Origin of the sequence: Kordia sp. SMS9 (assembly GCF_003352465.1) — a bacterium.
In the GTDB taxonomy this organism is placed as follows: domain Bacteria; phylum Bacteroidota; class Bacteroidia; order Flavobacteriales; family Flavobacteriaceae; genus Kordia.
Genome location: NZ_CP031153.1, coordinates 374,193 through 394,477, shown reverse-complemented (window position 1 = coordinate 394,477; position 20,285 = coordinate 374,193). Strand labels below are relative to the sequence as shown.

The window sequence follows — 20,285 nt, the reverse complement described above, 5'->3', positions numbered from 1 at the left end:
TAAAAAAAAGCTTTGCAGTACATGTGAAGCTTTTTTTTGGTTGAGAAAAAAGTATGCAAATACGGACAGCTTTGGAATCTTGAAAAAATCATCTTCAGAACAAAAAACGTCTCAAATTAAACATAAAAATACCAGGATCAATTTACGCAATCGTTGTAGTGTTTATCGAACAGTCAAACAATCGTTAATTTTGATTTAAAATCTATTTTAACAGCTATTTTTTTACTAACTTACCTAGAAAATAATTGCTATAGTGCCAAAAAAATAAGATTGTAAGTATCGTAATGCTGAGCGAATTACTAGTAAAAAGAAACATATACGAAAGTCAAAATCATGAACTCATTGGGTTAATGATTGACGATTTTTTGAAAAGAGAAATACTTCCATTTCATGCCGAATGGGAAAAAAACGGCAAGGTTTCCAGAGAAATTTGGGAACAAACTGGCACACAAGGATTGCTCTGTATTGACGTTCCAGAAAAATATGGAGGTGTTGGGTTCGATTTCTCTTTTAGTGCCTTATTCATTGAAAAATTAGCCAATTTCGGAATTACAGGTCCTGGCTTCTCATTACACTCAGATATTATTGCCAATTACATTGTAAAATATGGTACGGAAGCGCAGAAAAATAGCTATCTGCCCGCAATGTCACAAGGAACTAAAATTGGTGCCATAGCCATGACAGAACCCGATTGTGGAAGCGATTTGTCAAACATAAAAACCACAGCTGTTGACAAAGGTTCCTATTATTTGGTGAACGGACAGAAAATTTTTATCACAAATGGGTTGTTGTGCGATTTTGCAATTGTTGCCGTAAAAACACCCAATGCGTCCCAAAAAGACAGTATTACATTGCTTTTGATGGATGCCACCGCAGAAGGTTTTCAAAAAGGAACAACCTTCAAAAAACTAGGAATGCACGCGCAAGATACATGTACATTATTTTTTGACAATGTAAAAGTGCCCAAAGAACAAGTGTTGTTTGAAGAAGGGAAAGGCTTTCAGTTGATGATGAATGAACTATCACGAGAACGTCTAACCATTGCTATTGCTAGTGCAGGAATGGCAAAAGGAGCTATTGAAGAAACGATCAAATATACGACCATACGAAAAGCGTTCAAAAAGCCAATTGCAGGTTTTCAAAACACGCAATTTAAGCTTGCAGAATGTGCTACACAGCTACAAATTCATCAGGCATTTATAGATCAATGTATTGCCTTGGAAATACGCGGAGAACTCAGTGCCGAATCAGCAGCAATTGCCAAATGCTCAGCCTCTGAAATGAGTACCAATATCATTGACGAATGTTTACAACTATTTGGTGGTTACGGTTATATGTGGGAATATCCAATCGCACGAAGATTTGCCGATAATAGAGTCGCTAAAATCTACGGAGGTACCAATGAAATCATGAAAATACTAATCGCAAAAAAATTACTAGAAGGACACATATAAACACAAGAAGTACATAGTATAGTTATTTTCCCCAGAAATTAATATATATACAAAAGACCTAAAAACTGTAATTCCCCTGCATCAAATCTAATTGTTGAAAAAGGAAAACAGTTTATGAAAATAGTACAAAGTTTTTGGTCAAAACCGAGTTTAAAATTTAAAAACTTAAATGACTTTGATCGTTTTAACGGCGGATGGCTAGACAAACGATACAATTTCATGAGTTGGACATTAAGTTGTCTTCAGCTCAATGCGTTCTATGATCGTGTGGAATTAGTCACTGATCAAGAAGGCGAAGCGTTGCTGATAGAAAAACTAAATCTTCCCTACAGTAAAGTCACGGTTACGCTTGAAGATGTCAATCACTATCACAACGACTTATGGGCAATAGGAAAGTTGTATACCTATTCCATCCAAGACGAACCCTTCATGCATATAGATGGTGACGTGTTTATTTGGAAAAAATTTGACGAACAGGTCAACAATGCGCCGTTAATCGTACAAAATTTAGACAAAGACTTACCGTTTTACTACCCAATTCTCAACGAAGTTGAAGAAAACCTTACATACATTCCTAAAGTTGTCAAAAAACAACGCCAAAAAAACAGAATTGTACATTCATGCAACGCAGGCGTTTTTGGCGGAAATGACATTCCATTTCTTAAAGAATACTGCGCCAAAGCGTTTGAATTTGTCAACAAAAACCTAAAACATCTTGATAAAATTAATGTAGGATATTTTAACTGTATCTACGAACAATATCTCTTTTACTGCATGATAGATCATCACAACAAAGAGGTACGTGCCGTATTAAATGATCTTGACAAAGGCGTAGAAGGTGTAAAAATTGAATTCAATGGCGTTCCTACCAACGTACACTATGCGCATCCTGCCAACTACGCAAAAAAGAGTGAAACCATCTGCAATCACATAGAACATCGCTTGATGATGGATTATCCTGAACACTATTTCCACATCATTGACTTATTAGATTCGCATAAAATTTAGCCGTTATGAAAGAGATACATGAAACTATAAAACCTAAAAATTTCACATACAACACGGAGGAATTGTATGTAAATATTAATGCGTTACATAAAAGAGATGAAAATTCAGCAGGTTGGATGCAAATACTACTATGCTATATAGATTCGTATTCGGTTCAACGCAATGCAGAGACACGAACGCAGCTACATTCGTTAATGGAATTGTATCATCAATGCGTTCAAAAAATAAAAGGCGATTGTTCGTTTGAAAAAGGAAAAGCAGGGTTTTTATATGCCGCGTTGCGATTGTCAGAAGTAGACACGTCTAAAACTTTTATTGACGATGCGTTTGCGTTACTAGAAAAAGACATTCACAACTTTATCATTTCTCCATATACGAACAATACTATCAATGCAGGTCGTTCTGGCTGTTTGTTGGTATTGCAATATTATTATGATGTAACAAATGATGCAAAAGCGAAAAAATGGATCGATGCACTTGCGGAAAAAATGATAGCAGAAGCACAAATTACGGACAAAGGTATCTTTTGGAAAGATCGGTTAGAAAAACAACATGGCTTGCTCAATTTTGAATACGGCAATGCAGGAATTGGAACAGCTTTCTTAATACTTTCAGAAGCGTATCATCAAGATGAATTTGTGACAATTGCGAAACAAATATATTCTTACCAACGTCAATTTTGGGATGAAAACTTAGGTTGGAAAGCGACGAAAAAAGGAATGGAAAACACAAAAACCTATCAAGCTGCGCTAGAAGCTGTACAGCAAGAAAACAGTACGTTTTTCGGACCGTTGTTGGACAATCTGTTCATTCATGTTGGAGTAGCCAAATTTACACTGCATTTATGGCAAAAAACTGCCGATGAAACCATCAAAAATGAACTTATAACATATTTAGAAAGATGTACAAAGCTATATGAAGATCAAAAAGCAACACTCGCTACAGAAAAACACCTTCTATTAGGAACACTTTTTTGGGAAGTTGCACAAATACTAAAAGATGAAAAATATGCATGGATCTCGAAAACGATTTCGAACTTCATTCAAGAAAAACAAGCAAAACAAACAATTGAAAACTTTGAAGATGCTGTAATTGCCGCACAAATTACACACTTTCAATTGGCGTTAGAAAACGAAACAATTCGCAATGCTGTCATACCAGCATATACAATTCCGCAAAGAAATAGTGAAGTGCAAACACTGCCAATCAATCTCAAAGAAAGTGTACTGCAAAACACCTTCAAACGAACGTTGGCATATTTGAAAACACATCATGAAAAGTTGATTTCAGACTATCTAGCACAACCCATAGAAGAGAAAGTCGTTTTCAATTTTATGATGTTCATCAAAAAGAATCTCCATCAATTTCCAATCGCTCAGAAAAAACAAGTATCCGAGATTTTAAAACTAGAAATCAGTCTGCAAAACCTGAAAAAAAGCATCAAAAACTATGCGCAATTAGAAGCAAAAAACATTCACACGTATCAAAAAGTGCAAGCGATTTTCAACCAATCTGATGAAGTCGTAAAAACGCATACACTTCAATTAAATCCAAAAGCAAAAAAGCTCATCACTTCGTGGAGTTGGGAACAGAAACAAGGCAACATTTCACAAGAAAACTTACAACTTCCTGAATCGAAAACGAATGTCTATATCTTACCATATTACACACATTTGATCAAAGAATATTGGCAACATCCCAACAATGTTGTATTGGAATACTTTAAAAATCAAACACAAATTGCTGTTGCAATTGCACAACTCAAACAATTCTATCTGTCGCAAGACGCCATCTATATAGACAATTTTTCACAATTCGTCATGGCAGCATCAAGCTATGTGCTTGAAAATTTAGACACGATTCTATTAAAAATCATCAAAGAATATATGGCAATTGGACTTTTAGAAATTGTGGAAAATAGGACTAAATCAAACTAACGAATGAATAGTAAAGAGTTAATACAAGCATTACGAAAAGGAGAAATTTCGATCGAAAGTTACAAGGAATTGCTAGCCAACAAAGGCAATGCAACATTGATTGCGCCCAAAAAGAAAAGTGCGCTTGATACCTTAAATGAACGTGCGCAACCGTTTACTTCCCAAAAATGCATCCATACGTTGTTTGATGAAATTGCGGCTAAATATCCAACACAAATCGCAGTAATTTATGACGAAAAACATATTTCCTATGCAGAATTACTTGCAAAAAGTAATGCGTTGGCACACAAAATTCAGCAATCTGGAATACAACCTGATGACATTGTCGGAATCTACATGGATCGTTCTGTAGAAAGCATTATTTCCATGCTTGGAATTTTAAAAGCAGGCGCCGCTTTTCTTCCGCTAGACATCAACTATCCAACAGCTAGAATTTCTTACATCATTCAAAACAGTCAACTAAAAACAATCATCACAAAAACAGCTTTCCAAGAAAAATTAGCAGCAATTGATGATGATATAAAAATCCAAAACCATATTACAATTGATAGGTTAGAACTAAATGGAACGACGAATATTCTTCAAAAAGTCACTCCAAAAAACTTAGCCTACATCATTTACACGTCAGGAACTACGGGCGTTCCCAAAGGTGTGATGTTGCAACACAATAGTTTTGTGCCCATGATTACAGATCAGTTGACCCGTTTCTTATGCACAGAAAAAGATGTGTATGCACAATTTGCTTCGATTTCGTTTGACGCTTCGGTTTCGGAAATATTTTTAGCGGTATTAAGTGGCGGAACCTTAGTGATGATTCCTGAAACTGTCAAAAAAAATGGACGCTTACTGTTGGAATATTTCATCGAGAAAAAAATCACAATTGCGACCTTACCACCAACACTTTTGGCAACAGTTCCAAAAGAGGAAAAATTACCACTCAAAACGCTCATCACGGCAGGAGAAGCGGCTCGCATTGCCGATGTAAAACATTATTCAAAGTATTTAACGTACATCAACGCGTACGGACCGACAGAAAGTACAGTGTGTGCGTCGAGTTTTACGGTAGATCCGAATAGTTTACACGAAGAAATTCCAATTGGGATTCCGCTGAGCAACATTCAATTTCACATCTTAGACGAAGAACAACAAGCAGTTTCTGTAGGACAAGCAGGCGAATTGTACCTTTCGGGAGCTGGATTAGCACGCGGATATCTCCACAATCCAGAACTGACAGCTGAGCGATTTTGCACAATTGATGGAATTCGCAGTTACAAAACAGGCGATCGCGTATTGTGCAAACCTGATGGAAATATCTACTTTTTAGGCAGAACGGATCATCAAGTCAAAATCAGAGGTTTTCGAGTAGATCCGCAAGAAATCGAAGTCGTGTTGCAAGAATTCAATCAAATTGAAAGCGCCACGATCATTCCGAAGAAAGTCAATGAAAACCTGAGTTTAATTGCGTATTTCACTGCTGTAGAAACGATCAAAAGCCAGGAACTGAAAACATTTTTGGAAGCAAAATTGCCATCGTATATGGTGCCACATTTTTTCATTCAACTAGAAGAAATGCCATTAACGATCAACAAAAAAATAGATCGCGAACACCTGCAACACAAAGAAATCAAACTCGATTTAGAAAATGAATACGTTGCTGCAGCAAGCAAAACAGAAAAAGAATTGGTCGCTATTTGGGAAGATATCTTAGGAATTGATGCAGTTGGTGTGGAAGATAATTTCTTTGATTTGGGAGGCGATTCCATCAAAAATATTCAAGTGATCAACAAAGCTTCCAAATACGGATTGGATTTAAAAAATGAAGATCTTTTCAAGCATCAAACCATTCAAGAATTATCAAAAAATGTACAATTTTCAACAAACAAAGCAACTGAAAACGGTACAATTGTTCCTATAGAAACACTTAGCGCAGAAGAAATTGAGACTTTTTTAGAAGAAAATAAATTGTCGGAAGCCAAAGAAAATATAGAAGCAGTTTTTAAGCTCACACCATTGCAATTGGGAATTCTGTTCGAACACATCAAAGCAACGAACTCCGATCTGTACTATTTGCAATCAGTAGTGACGATTGAAGAAAAAATTGACTACACACTTTTTGAAGAAAGCATCACTGAACTTGTTGCGCGTTACGATGCGTTGCGCACAGGTGTTTTTTATCAAAATATGGCAAATCCATTACAAGTTACGTTCAAATATTGCAAACCAATTGTAGAAGTTTTAGACTGGCGAAAGGAGCCGAACAAAGTAGAAAAATTACAGGAAATCATCATGCAACGCAGACGGCAAAACTTTGATGTCAGCAAACCGCCATTACTTCGAATATGTTTCATAGAATTTGATGATACCACGGTAAAACTCTTGGTAGAATCGCATCATATTTTGATGGATGGTTGGTCCAATGGAATTCTGTTGAACTATATTTTCAATTCGTATTCACACAAAAAATACCAAACAACTTTTCAGCCGACAACGCCAATTTTATACCGCGATTACGTAACGCAATTATTGCGAATCAAGAATGAAACTGCCGAAAAAACATTTTGGGAAACGCATTTAAAAGGTTTTGAAGAAATTACACCGTTGCCGCTAGAAAATTTGGAAAACAAACGCAGCACTACAAATAAAGAAATCCAAAAACAAACTAAACTATATACCAATTTAGTAGATGCAGAAGCATTCACGGCATTTGCACAAAAAAAGCGTGTGACGCCAAATACCATCACGCTTGCAGCGATATTTATGTTGCTCAAAAAACTGACGAATACGAATGATATTTTAGTTGGTGGCATCAGTTCAGGACGCTCGTTGCGTGGAATTGACACCAAAGATTCCATCGGATTGCACGTAAACACAACGCCATTTCGAATGCAATTGGAAGAGGAACAATCTATTGAAAATTTCTTAAAAATCATCCAAGAAACCAGTTTGCAACGTTTGGCGTACGAACACACGTCTATGGCAGACATTTATTCGTATTCGGAATACAAATCGCCCGAAGGATTATTTCAAATATTATACGGTTTTCAAAACTTTCCAAAATACCAAGTGGAAAGTCAACAAACCGATATTAACATCACGAAATTGGAAACCATTGAGCAAGATCATTATCCGTTGGGATTTGCCTTTTCGTTCAGCAACAACTTGGAAGTCATTCTCAATTATGATGCAAATCGCTATGCTGAAAAAACAATTGACACACTCATCTATTACTTTAAAAATGTGTTGACTGCGATAATTCGCGATGAAACAAATCTAACAATAGCTTCTTTGCCAATATTACAAGAAAAAGACGTCAAAAAGTTGGTGTACGATTGGAATGACAATGCCGCGCCAATTCCAACCGATTGCATTCATGAAATCGTCACAAAACAAGCGTTACAATATTCAAACAAAATTGCAGTACAAGATGCTTCTACCCAAATTTCGTATGCAGAATTGGAAGCAAAAAGCAATCAATTGGCAAACTACTTACACAAACAAAACATTACAACAGGAAACGCAGTTGCCGTATTTTTAGAACGTTCTGCGGATGTAATCATTGCGATGTTAGGAATTATGAAAGCTGGCGCAATCTATGTTCCTGTTGACAGTGCGACTCCTGAAAACAGAGTGGGTTATATTTTGGAAAATGCGGAGGTAAAAGCTGTTATTACGCAAGAAAAGCTACAAGATCGTTTAGCAATTTTTAACGATAGGATTGACAATATCATTACAGTAGAAACGGATTTCAATGATGAAACGAAAGAGTATACAATGCCAAAAGTTTCGCAAACGGATACTGCGTATATCATTTACACATCAGGTTCTACGGGGAAACCGAAAGGCGTTCCAATTGCGCATCGTTCGTTTGTAAATATGATGTCGGATAAAGTACAACGTTTCAACATTCAGCCAAATGATCGCTTGTCGCAAATTGTGTCGTTATCGTTTGATGCGTCTATTTCGGAAATGTTTCTTTCCTTATTTGCAGGTGCAACGTTGGTGATCATTCCTGAAAAGGTGAAAAAATCAGGAACAGATTTAATTTCATACTTAAATGAGCATCAAATTACGATCGGAACGTTTACGCCAGCGTACATTGCGGCATTAGATAAAACTCAGAAGCTTTCGTTACGAACCTTGGTGTCTGGAGGAGAAAAAGCCAAAACAGCAGATGTTGCACATTACAGTAAATACCTAACGTATATCAACGCGTATGGTCCGACAGAAGCTTCTATTTGTGCTACTTTTTATGTAGTCGATGCTGAAAACATTCCACACAACATTCCTATTGGGAAATCAATAGCGAATACAAAACTATATGTCTTAGATAAACATTTGAATCCACAACCAATTGGTGTAGCAGGCGAATTATATATTGGTGGAATTAGTTTGACGAAAGGATATATAAACAATGAAACACTCAGTAAAAAAGTATTGCTAAAAAGTCCGTTCGACAACTCTGAAACGATTTACAAAACTGGCGATATGGTCAAATGGTTGCCTGATAGGAACTTAGTTTTTGTGGAACGAACCGATTTTCAAGTCAAAATTAGAGGCCATCGTATTGAGTTGGGCGAAATAGAAAACACATTGCTCAAATTTTCAGGCATCCAACAAAATGTGGTCATTCACAAGAAAACGGACACAGCATCATTCTTAGTATGTTTTTACAGTACTGAAAATGACATTACGGTAGCAACGTTGGATTTGCGCATGTTTTTACAAAAATACCTGCCCGATTACATGATTCCTTCAAAATTCATTCAATTAGAAAATTTGCCAGTCACGCTGAATGGTAAAGTTGATCTTAAGAAACTAAAAGCGCACGAAATTACATTTGCAACCGCAAGCGAAATTGTGGAACCTACGAACGAAATAGAAGAAAAGCTAGCAGAAATTTGGAAAGAAACGCTAAAGCTAGAAAGCGTGAGTATTACGGATAATTTCTATGAGCTTGGTGGCGATTCCATAAAAATCATGCAGATTTTAGGGAAGATTCAACACGAATTCAAACAAAAAGTAGATGTTACGGTATTTTCAGATCATCCAACAATTGCGAAGCTTTCCAAAGTGATCAATACGCAAAAAGGCATTGAAAACGAGCGGATAGAATCGGCACCAATGGCAGACTATTATCCTGTTTCAAACACGCAATTACGCTTTTGGATGCAATACCAAATGGGCTTAAAAATTGTGGCAAATAGTATCAGTTTATACAATCTAAAAGAAAAAATTGACACAACTATTTTTGAAAAAGCCATACGTTTGTGCATTCAAAAACATGAAATTCTCCGTACGGCTTTTGTGGAAGTAGCGCAATCGCCCATGCAAAAAATACGATCCGAAGACACATTTGAATTTAATTTAGATGTAAAAGATTTCTCTGAAAATGACAACTGGAAATCCTCGATTATAAAACTTGCAAAAGAAGACTATGCAACACCTTTTGACTTGGCAAACGCGCCGTTATTGCGAGGACAATTGATAAAAGTGGAAGCTGAAAAATATGTATTTGTCATGACGCTGCATCACAGTATTGTAGATGGTTGGTCCATCAAATTACTCTATGAAGAAATCCTAGACAATTACAAAAAATTAACTCTTGATGCGAATTATCAACCAGAAGCTTTACGAATTCATTACAAAGATTACAGCGTTTGGTTGCAATCACAACTGTCAGGCGGTTTAGGAAAAAGAGCACTGGAATTCTGGAAAAAACAATTTCCAAATGACGTGAACGATTTTCACTTTCCCACAGATTTTGAACGTAAAAAAGAAAAAACAACCAACGGACAACGAATTTCCGTAAACCTTGCCGAACATCAACTAAAAAAACTCAGAACCTTGGCAGAAAAACAAAATGCAAGTCTGTACATGGTGTTGTTGAGTGTGATGAAGATGAGTTTGGCACGACACATCAATGCGAATGAAATCACCGTACGAACGCCAGTACACGGACGCTTTCATTTGGATTTGCAAAACCAAATTGGACCGTACATTAACAGTATTCCTGTACATACCGAATTGAAAGATGCAGCAACATTTCTATCACTGATCAAAACGATCAAAGATTTTATGTTGGGCGTTTTCAACTATCAATTCTATCCCATTGACAAACTAGCGAGCGACTTGAATGTAAAACGCTATTACGACCGAATGCCGTTTTCGGATGTAGTTATTGTGATGCAAAACAAAGAATTGGCAGAAACAGGTTTGCAAAATGCTGAAGACATTTCTACGGCTGATTTAAGCGATGCAGGCATCATCAGCATGGTAGATTTACGCATAGAACTCAATGAATTGGAAGATTCCATGCTCATTGCACTCGATTATAATAGTGACTTATTTAAAGCAAGTACGATTCAAGAAATTGCGGATGCGATTGTTTTCGTGACCAACGAAGTCATTGAAAATCCAAGCATTCAGATGGAAGCACTTAAAAAAGATACCAGTAACCAAGAAATTAAGAAATCATTTGACTTCGATTTCTTCTTTGACAACTAAAAAAGCAATGTTATGAACCCAAAGAAAAGAAAATATGATGTGATTATTTGTGGCGGCGGCTTAGCTGGACTCACATTAGCGAGACAATTAAAAGTAGAATTTCCACAACTTTCAACCTTAGTGATAGAAAAACGCACGTTTCCAAAACCTGTTGCGACTTACAAAGTGGGCGAATCAACCACGGAAATTGCGTCGTTCTACTTTAAGGAAGATTTACAACTGTCCGACTATTTTAAAAATGCACACTTCAAAAAATTAGGATTCCGCTTTATTCTAGGTGACGGACGCGACGAATGGACATCACGCCCAGAAATTGGCTTGTCCAAATATCCGCCGTACGATTCCTTGCAAATGGACAGAGGCGTGTTGGAAAATGATTTGTGCGAAATCAACAAAGTCAGCGGTGTGGAAATCATTGACGATACAGCAATTATAGACATTGAAATCAATGAAAAAGCACAAGACAATATTGTGAAAATTAAAAAAGATGATCAAACGTTCGATTTGCAATGTCGTTGGGTAATTGACTCGATGGGACGACGTTTGTTTTTTCACAACAAATACAATCTCACCAAAAAAATGGAAACGCCGCACAATGCCGCGTGGTTTCGTGTAAAAGGACGTTTTGATGTAGAAGATATGGTAAACAAAGACAATGCAACTTTTCGCAATCATGTGCCACATAAAAACCGCTATTATTCTACGTTTCACATTATGGGACAAGGCTATTGGGTTTGGTTAATTCCACTCAATTCGGGTCACACAAGCATCGGAATCGTGACTTCGGAAGCGTATCACGATTTTAGTACGTACAATACCAAAGCCAAAGCAAAAGCGTGGTTGGAGCAATACGAACCTACAATTGCGAAACATTTAGAGAACTTCAAGATGGAAGATTTTCTCCGAAACAAAAACTACAGTCATTCCGCAACCCGCGTCGCTTCCATAGATCGTTGGGCGTGTACGGGAGAAGCTGCGGTTTTTGCCGATCCGTTGTATTCTCCAGGTTCCAACATGATTGGGTATGAAAACACCTGTATTGTGGATATGTTGCGAAAAGATTTGAGCAACAATTTGGAGGAAAAGCATGTCGATCGTTTAAGTCAGTTCATCATCTCGCAAAACGAATGGCTGATAGATCATATTCAAGGTTCCTATCCGTATTTCGGACATCAGCAAGTATACACGTTGGCGTATTTGTGGAGCGTTGTCATTGGTTGGTCATTGGATTGTCCGCAAATGTTCAACAAAACTTTTTTAGATATTGAGGTAAAAACGCGCTTAGACAAAGAAAATGCAAACATCATTTTTGCGTTAGGAAGAATGAAAAAACTCTTCTTGGATTGGCATAAAGTAGCAAAAAACACCTTTACGTTCGACTTTATCGACTATCTAAACATTCCGTTCATTCTGGATATTTTCAAGCGGAATTTAGTGCCGAATAAATCTTTAGAAACACTTATTGAAGACAGAATTCACACCGTAGAACGCTTGGAAGAATTTGCACAAGCCATTTTCTTAATTGTGGTAAAAGATGTGATGCCCGAACAATTGGAACGCTTCCAAGAACCGATTTGGCTGAATGTAAATGCTATTAGTTTGAATCCAGATGCCTGGGATGAAGAAGGATTATTTGAACCCAAAACCAAACCGCGCGATTTGACCATTGTACAACATCAAATCCTCAAGGTGATTCAGTACAAAGATCAACTCAAAGAAAAAATAGATTTAGACATATCCATATTTTAAAATAAAACGTCAGCATCGTTATGAATACACAAAATACTATAGAAACCACATCACAAACTTCTTGGACTGGCGAAGCAGGAATTCAATTTTTGTTCAAGCAAAAAAACGGAATTTCGCAAGCAGAAAAAGCTACATTTCAATTTGAGCTTGATATTGAGAAACACGCCAAATTTTTCGAATTGGCAAAAAGCAATGACACCATTTCCTTAGTAGTACTTTTTTCGGCTTTTTCCGTATTGATTCGTAAATATACAGCGCAACAAGACATTGTGATTAACACGCCACATTTGGCAAATGTAGAAAAAGATGCGCTACAAATTCCGATTTCGTTACACGTAGATACAAACCGAAGTTTCAAAGAACATTTAAAAATGTGTCAAGAAACGCTCAAAGAACAATACTGCAAGCAAAAAAGTGATTTGTTAGGAAAAACGGCGAAAAGCAATGTATTGTTTGTCTATGAAAATGCACACGATTCTGCAATAACCGAAACGGTTGATTTCGTGTTTTCGTGTAGCAAAGAAACCGATAAAATGCTAATTAATATCACATACGATACAGCATCTTATGATACTTTTTTCATTCAAAACATACCTTCACATTTTGATGTGTGTTTGGCATTATTTCAACAACCTGAAACGGTACTGAAAGATGTAAACATAGTGTCTGACGAAGAAAAAAACACCATCATCAATGTTTTTAACGATACCAAAAAAGCATACGATTCTGACAAAACCTTGGCAACAATCATGGAAGAGTTTGTAACGACAAATCCTGAAAAAGACGCGATTATTTACAACGGAGAAACGCTAAGTTATCAAGCATTTGACAATCGGATCAACATCTTAGCAAACTATCTTATGGAAGAATACAATTTGCAAATTGGCGATTGTGTCGGAGTAATGCTAGAACGTTCTGATAATTGGTTGATCGCTTTATTGGCGATTTGGAAATGTGGCGGAATCTACGTGCCGTTAGATTTAAAATTACCCGTGGAACGCCGCGATACAATTCTCGAAAAAACCAACACGAATGTGTTAATTACGGTGAGCGATTTAATGTTCGATTTGCAAGAATACACAGGAAATTTACTCGCGATTGACCTAGAAATTGATTTTGATTCTTCGGAAGAAATTGCTTTTCAAAACAAATCGAGTGCTGCACAAACAGCGTATATCATTCATACATCAGGTTCTACAGGCGAACCGAAAGCCATTCCGATCAAGCATAAAAGTATTTCCGATCGTATGCTGTATCATATTGATTATTTGGAATTGAAAGATCACACAGTATTGCAATTTGCGTCTATTTCGTTTGATGCGTCTTTGGTAGAAATTTTTATGGCATTGGCGGCAGGAAATACGCTAGTTGTAAGTTCTGAACGTGAAAAAAATGATACGAATGTCTTAACGCAATTGTTAGAAACATACAATGTAAATGTGGCAATTTTTCCGCCTTCGTATCTCAAAATCTTAAACAAACGCGAATTGCCAACGATGCAAAAAATCATCACGACAGGTGAAAAAGCTTCCATTCCAGACTGTATTCACTATTCGCAAACCAAAGATGTGTATAACGGTTACGGACCGACGGAAACCTGTATTGGCGCTTCGTTCTATAAAATTGAGTATGACAAAAAAGACTATTACGCAGAAAACAGTGTGCCAATTGGAGAACCGTTTAAAAATACCACGATTTTACTGTTGGATGAAGATCTACACTTAGTACCAAACGGATTGCAAGGCGAAATTTGTGTCGCAGGTTTGGGCTTGTCGGATGGATATTTGAATAATGATGCATTAACCGCAGAAAAGTTTACGACAACTTCCTACTTAAATGATGATCGCATCTACAAAACGGGCGATTATGCTTCGTTTACAGAAGATGGCGCATTGTTATTTCACGGACGCATGGATTCGCAAGTACAACTCAACGGAATTCGCGTAGAATTGCACGAAATTGAATCCGCAATTACATCACATGAACATGTTAAAAATACTGTTGTGATTCTGGATGAAGCCAACAACCGAAAACAATTGGTGGCTTTTGTGGAAAAAACTGTGGAGATTGATTCGGAAGCACTCAAATCGTATCTCGCCAATATCATTCCGCCGTACATGTTGCCCAATGCTTTTGTGTATTTTGATGAATTTCCGTTAAACAATGCAGGTAAAGTGGATATGAATGCCCTAAAAGCACAAATTCAAATAGCGGCAACAGCACAAAAAGAAAAAGAAATTGTGGGGCCGACAACGGAATATGAACAACACATTCTCACCATTTTTGAAGAAGTATTACTGCACAAACCGTTGAGCATTACCGATAGCTTTTTTGAATTTGGAGGCAACTCACTAAAAGCCATTCAAGTGGTTTCTGAAGTATACAAAGTCACAGGAATCACCATTGATGTCCGCGATGTATTTGATCATTCTACGCCGCAAACTTTGGCAAAACACACAGAAAACTATTCGCAAAAAGAAGTCATCATTCCTGTCATACATGAAGAAAGTGGTATTTACGACATATCGTTCAATCAAAAACGTTTCTTAGGATTTGAAAAGGCGTTTCAAATGATGAGCAAAGACGAAAAACCAAACAATGCGTTTCCTGGAGCGTTCAAATTAGAAGGTCACTTAAATGTAGCAGCGTTTGAAAAAGCCTTGCGACATATTGTACAACGTCATGAAAGTTTGCGCACCTTATTTTTAGAAGTTGATGGCGAATTGAAACAGCAAATCTTTGAAAACGGCGATCACACGTTTAGCTTTACCTATCATGATGCATCGGAAGAAGATGAACCATCTGAAAAGGTTGCAGAATACTTAGAAATTGAAGATAAACTGTCCATAGATTTGTTTGAAGGTCCATTGTTGCGCATGCGTTTGATTAAAAAATCAGACACCGAACATTCGTTGATTATGGTCATTCATCACATTGTTTCGGATGGTTGGTCGATGAATGTATTATTTGACGAATTGTTTGAAAGCTACAACAATTTTGCAAAAGGAGAAGATTCATCGTTAGCACCGTTAAAGATTCATTACAAAGAATTTGCCTATTGGAAAAATGACAAAATCCATCAAGGAGAATTGGACGCTTCGAAAGATTTTTGGTTTTCGTATTTGAAAGAGTTAACCCAAGCGGTTGATTTCCCGCACACGGTGGAACAACAAGAATTTAATATTTATAACGGATTTGAGCATGAAATTATCTTGGATGAAGCATTTACCAAATTGCTTCGCGATCATGCCATAAAATACAATACAACGATTTTTACCTTTTTGGTGGGAACGTTGCAATTGTTGATTCATGCTGCAACCGATCAAGAAGATGTCGCCATTGCCAGTGTCAATGCGGGACGTGAACACAAAGATTTAAACAATCAAATTGGCTACTACGCGAACGATACTATTTTTAGAACTTCGATTGATACTTCTGTCACAGCCGAAGAATTTATAAAAAACAGTAAACAGAATATGTTAGATGTCTTTTCGCATCAAAACTATCCGTACAGTCTGTTGGTGGAACAACTAAAATTTGCCGAATGTCCTATTGGAATTGGAATAGAAAATTTCACGAAAGTAAGCAATGACACGCAAATGGAAGGCATTTCGTTTAGTACAGACAGTTCATCGGTGCACAAATGGTTTGGACGTAGTTTCTCATTCAATTTCACCGAAAAAGAACATACAATTTTGCTCAATGTACTCTACAATTCCAACCGATTTACAGAAGCAGATGCCATCAAAAGAGCTGATCAATATAGCAAACTTTTACGATTGTTATTAGAAAACGAAACACACACACTTGAAGAAATTATCAACACATTAAATACTACAACCGCATGAACGATCAGGTATATTTAAAACCGAATGTAGTTATTGAACCTTTGTTGAATCGCTGGTATTGCTGGTCGCATTTAATTTCTCCGGCAACGGCAGCTAAGATTGTCAAAGAGCGAAACTTAAAGATTATCAACTCATACATTCAAGCGCCAAAAGCACACAAAGCCGCGACGAAAAATCCAAAACTGTTGGGCGGTCCTTTTATGGATTATCCCACAGAACGAAAAGAAGATGTCATGGCGTTAAAACAAACGACGGAAACGCGACAAGGACAATTATTGCAGTTGGCAGATGCGATTTCTGAACTGGAAACCATGCTGAAAAAGGAGGCAAGCGGACAATCGTTAGACGATTTATATGCTAAAATTCCAACACCATTGCGCGGTTATGTGGAGTTGGTGTACGATTTGAATAACAATCCTTCGTACAACATTTTTGAAAGTTTGTTGTATCAAAGTGAATATTACGACGAAAGTATGCAAAGTATTGCACTTTGGATGACCGATAACGACGACCGACCGTTTGTGTTGAGTACACCGCGTTTGGACGAAGATCACATTAAACATATTGAAATTCCGTTTGCAAATTCTGCAATCGATCAATTGAGTCGCATGAAAAAAGAAGCAGGTTCGTTTTCCGAAATTGCAAAATTATTGGATTGTGAAAATGACGAATTATTTAAGTCGTTCTTTACAGAAGAAAAACCGCCGAAATACGAAAAATACACTGGCGATCATATTCGTATGCGTTACTTTGGTCACGCGTGTATTCTGGTAGAAACGAAAGATATCAGCATTTTGGTAGATCCATTAATTAGTTATTACGGCTACGTGTCGGAAGTTGATCATTTTTCAGATGTAGATTTGCCCGATGTGATTGATTATGTCTTAATCACGCACAATCATCAAGATCATGTCATGTTTGAAACGCTCTTGCCATTACGCCATAAAATCAAAAATATCATCATTCCGCGCGGCGGAAACGGAAAATTACAAGATCCGAGTTTAAAATTGATGTTTCAAAACATTGGGTTTCACAATGTCACCGAGTTGGATGTGATGGAACGTTTTTCCTTAGCCGATTGTCATATTACAGGCGTTCCGTTTTTAGGTGAACATTGCGATTTAAACATTCCGACCAAATTGTGCTTTCACGTAAAAATAGCGTCCTTTTCTATGTTATTTGTGGCAGATTCTTGCAATGTAGAAAATGAAATCTATAAAAAAGTCCACCAAATTATCGGCGACACCGATGTCATCTTTTTAGGAATGGAATGTGAAGGCGCGCCATTGTCGTGGATTTACGGGCCGTATTTGACTGACAAAGTTCCCAAAGAAATGGACGAATCCAGAAGATTGGCAGGTTCAAATTCAAAACGAGGAATGGATTTAGTGAATACCTTCAATCCTTCGGAAGTCTACGTGTACGCGATGGGCATGGAACCTTGGTTAAAATACATCAGCAGTATCAAATACACCGAAGCATCCATTCCGATCATAGAATCCAATGCGTTGATCAAAGCCTGTGAAGCCAACGGAATCATTTCAGAACGACTTTTCGGAGAAAAAGAAATTCTATATCAAGGACAAGAAGTTTCCAACATATAAGTACATTTAAAAGAAATAAAACGATAATTAGCACCTTCATTTTTACATACAATGAGCACAAAAAAATCAACTAAAAAAGCACCCAAAAAGAGCAATGCAATCGCACGAAAAAAGCTGTTGCAATTTATAAAACCGTATCGTGGCATCTTCTCTTTTGGCATGTTGTTTCTCTTACTTTCCAGCATTACCATGATGTTATTTCCGTATCTCATTGGGCAATTGTTAGGACAAGACACGACAAATCCGACGGAAGCCGCAGAAGCGTTTATCAACTTAGACGACACCAATACGCTTGTGAAAGTTTTGTTCATCGTATTTGGTGTGCAAGCCTTGTTTTCGTTCTTTAAAACCTATCTTTTTGGGTATTTTACGGCGAACACGATGAAAGATATCAAAGTACAAGCTTTTCAAAAAATGGTGACCTCGCCGTTGCAGTTTTTTAATGAAAATAAAGTAGGCGAGTTGACAAGTAGAGTTGCCACAGATATTGAATTGTTGCGCGACACCTTCAATACGACATTGCCTTCTTTTATTGGGCAAATTATTACGGTAGTCATTTGTTTGACAGCACTGTTTTTAATGTCTCCAAAATTGTGTTTAATTACCTTAGCCGTCGTTCCTGTGGTAGCAATCATTGGTATGTTTTTTGGGAATTTTATCAAAAAAGTTTCTATGGAAACTCAGGAATACGCTGCAAAATCCAATGCAATTTTAGAAGAAAGTTTGATGGGAATCTCGAATGTAAAATCGTTTGTGAATGAATTTTTTGAAATCAAACGGTATACACGAACTGTGTTGAAAGTGCGCGACAAAACTATGAAAATTGTCAAATGGCAAGGGTTTTTTGGGACGTTGATTATCTTCTGTATGTTTGGCTCGATTGTGTTTGTCATTTGGCAAGGAAAATTAATGGTAGAAGCTGGAGATATTAGCGGAAAACATTTCATTAGTTTTATATTGTATACCATTTTTATTGGCGGTTCTATTGGCGGATTGCCCGATTTATATGCAAAAATTCAAAAAGCACTTGGCGCTACGGAAAGCTTGATGAAAATCTTAGAAGGAAACACCGAAAATATTATTTTAGAGCCAATCAAAGATCCGTTACAGTTAAACGGAACAGTAACACTTCAAAATGTAAACTTTGCCTACGATTCACGCTTGGATGTAGAGGTTTTGAAAAATATTTCACTACATGTAGAAGCGGGAAAACAAATTGCGTTGGTCGGTACGTCTGGTTCGGGGAAATCTACCCTGTCTGCGTTGTTATTACAGTTTTATCAACCGAGTTCGGGTACGATTTTGTTTGATGGAATTCCCGCAAAAGAGTTTGAATTGAGCAAACTTCGAAACGAAATGGCGTTAGTGCCTCAAGAAGTGATTTTGTTTGGTGGAACGATCAAAGAAAATATTATTTATGGCGATTTGAACGCTACGGAAGAAGAAATTATCGCTGCTGCAAAAGACGCCAATGCACACGATTTTATCATGAATTTTCCAGACGGATACGAAACTTTTGTAGGCGATCGAGGCATTCAATTGTCGGGTGGACAAAAACAACGGATTGCCATTGCGAGAGCGATTTTAAAAAATCCTTCCATCTTAATTTTGGACGAAGCTACAAGTTCGTTAGATTCTGAATCGGAACTGTTAATTCAGGAAGCATTGGACAGATTGATGGTAGGAAGAACGTCGTTTATCATTGCGCATCGTTTATCAACGATCAAAGATTGCGATACGATTTTGGTCATCAAACACGGAAAGATTCATGAAACTGGCACGCATGATGAATTGATTTTGTTAGAAAATGGTGTGTATAAAGGTTTGAGTGAATTGCAGTATCAGTAGGAGCTAGTTGGTAATTGAAGTTATGGAATGTATTAAAATACAGTAAGATTCCAGCACCAATAACCAACACAATTACGAATCGAATGATATGTGATTTTGAGGGTGTTTTCATAGGTTGAATTCAAGGAATATTTCCTTAAATATACTCTAATACCAATTTACACATGAAATGATGTTTATAAACTCGTTCATTTGGCAGTTTAGTTCTTTGCGAATACTTTCCGTAGCTACGGCTATGCAAACCATTCACAGCATTCTATACAGCCAAAGCAACTTCGTATCCAAAACACCATTTTAAATGTAAATTGGTATAATACCAAATCTATAAAAACG

Annotated in this window: 8 protein-coding genes; all 8 read left to right on the top strand. The window is 37.0% G+C overall.

What is annotated here, in order from left to right; translation table 11 throughout:
- Positions 1–284 precede the first annotated feature (284 nt).
- The 8 genes from KORDIASMS9_RS01760 to KORDIASMS9_RS01725 all read left to right on the top strand — a co-directional run bounded on the left by KORDIASMS9_RS01760 (position 285) and on the right by KORDIASMS9_RS01725 (position 19,952).
- Entirely contained in the window at positions 285–1,454 is a 1,170-nt protein-coding gene (locus KORDIASMS9_RS01760; protein WP_114901194.1) for an acyl-CoA dehydrogenase family protein, read from the top strand.
- A 114-nt stretch (positions 1,455–1,568) separates the two neighbouring features.
- A complete protein-coding gene (locus tag KORDIASMS9_RS01755) occupies positions 1,569–2,462 on the top strand; it encodes a DUF6734 family protein (protein WP_114901193.1) in 894 nt (297 codons plus the stop codon).
- Between the two features lie 5 nt (positions 2,463–2,467).
- Complete coding sequence (locus KORDIASMS9_RS01750) at positions 2,468–4,399, top strand: lanthionine synthetase LanC family protein (protein ID WP_114901192.1); 1,932 nt, start codon at positions 2,468–2,470, stop codon at positions 4,397–4,399.
- A gap of 3 nt (positions 4,400–4,402) precedes the next feature.
- The gene (locus KORDIASMS9_RS01745; RefSeq protein ID WP_114901191.1) at positions 4,403–10,903 is read left to right on the top strand and encodes a non-ribosomal peptide synthetase; all 6,501 of its coding nucleotides are present in this window, start codon (positions 4,403–4,405) and stop codon (positions 10,901–10,903) included.
- Positions 10,904–10,915: 12 nt separating this feature from the next.
- Positions 10,916–12,652, top strand: coding sequence for an NAD(P)/FAD-dependent oxidoreductase (locus KORDIASMS9_RS01740; protein WP_114901190.1), 1,737 nt, complete (start codon positions 10,916–10,918; stop codon positions 12,650–12,652).
- A gap of 20 nt (positions 12,653–12,672) precedes the next feature.
- Positions 12,673–16,500 (top strand): non-ribosomal peptide synthetase, encoded by a 3,828-nt coding sequence (locus KORDIASMS9_RS01735; RefSeq protein ID WP_114901189.1) that lies wholly within the window; start codon positions 12,673–12,675, stop codon positions 16,498–16,500.
- A complete protein-coding gene (locus KORDIASMS9_RS01730) occupies positions 16,497–18,104 on the top strand; it encodes an MBL fold metallo-hydrolase (RefSeq protein WP_114901188.1) in 1,608 nt (535 codons plus the stop codon). The genes KORDIASMS9_RS01735 and KORDIASMS9_RS01730 overlap by 4 nt, the downstream gene beginning before the upstream one ends.
- 51 nt (positions 18,105–18,155) lie before the next feature.
- On the top strand, positions 18,156–19,952 hold the full coding sequence (locus KORDIASMS9_RS01725) for an ABC transporter ATP-binding protein (protein ID WP_114901187.1): 1,797 nt from the start codon (positions 18,156–18,158) through the stop codon (positions 19,950–19,952).
- Positions 19,953–20,285: the final 333 nt, after the last annotated feature.

Bases quoted from the DNA above. Each gene is read 5' to 3' on its own strand.
- KORDIASMS9_RS01750 (WP_114901192.1), top strand. From the start codon at position 2,468: ATGAAAGAGATACATGAAACTATAAAACCTAAAAATTTCACATACAAC.
- KORDIASMS9_RS01725 (WP_114901187.1), top strand. From the start codon at position 18,156: ATGAGCACAAAAAAATCAACTAAAAAAGCACCCAAAAAGAGCAATGCA.
- KORDIASMS9_RS01745 (WP_114901191.1), top strand. From the start codon at position 4,403: ATGAATAGTAAAGAGTTAATACAAGCATTACGAAAAGGAGAAATTTCG.
- KORDIASMS9_RS01760 (WP_114901194.1), top strand. From the start codon at position 285: ATGCTGAGCGAATTACTAGTAAAAAGAAACATATACGAAAGTCAAAAT.
- KORDIASMS9_RS01730 (WP_114901188.1), top strand. From the start codon at position 16,497: ATGAACGATCAGGTATATTTAAAACCGAATGTAGTTATTGAACCTTTG.
- KORDIASMS9_RS01735 (WP_114901189.1), top strand. From the start codon at position 12,673: ATGAATACACAAAATACTATAGAAACCACATCACAAACTTCTTGGACT.
- KORDIASMS9_RS01755 (WP_114901193.1), top strand. From the start codon at position 1,569: ATGAAAATAGTACAAAGTTTTTGGTCAAAACCGAGTTTAAAATTTAAA.
- KORDIASMS9_RS01740 (WP_114901190.1), top strand. From the start codon at position 10,916: ATGAACCCAAAGAAAAGAAAATATGATGTGATTATTTGTGGCGGCGGC.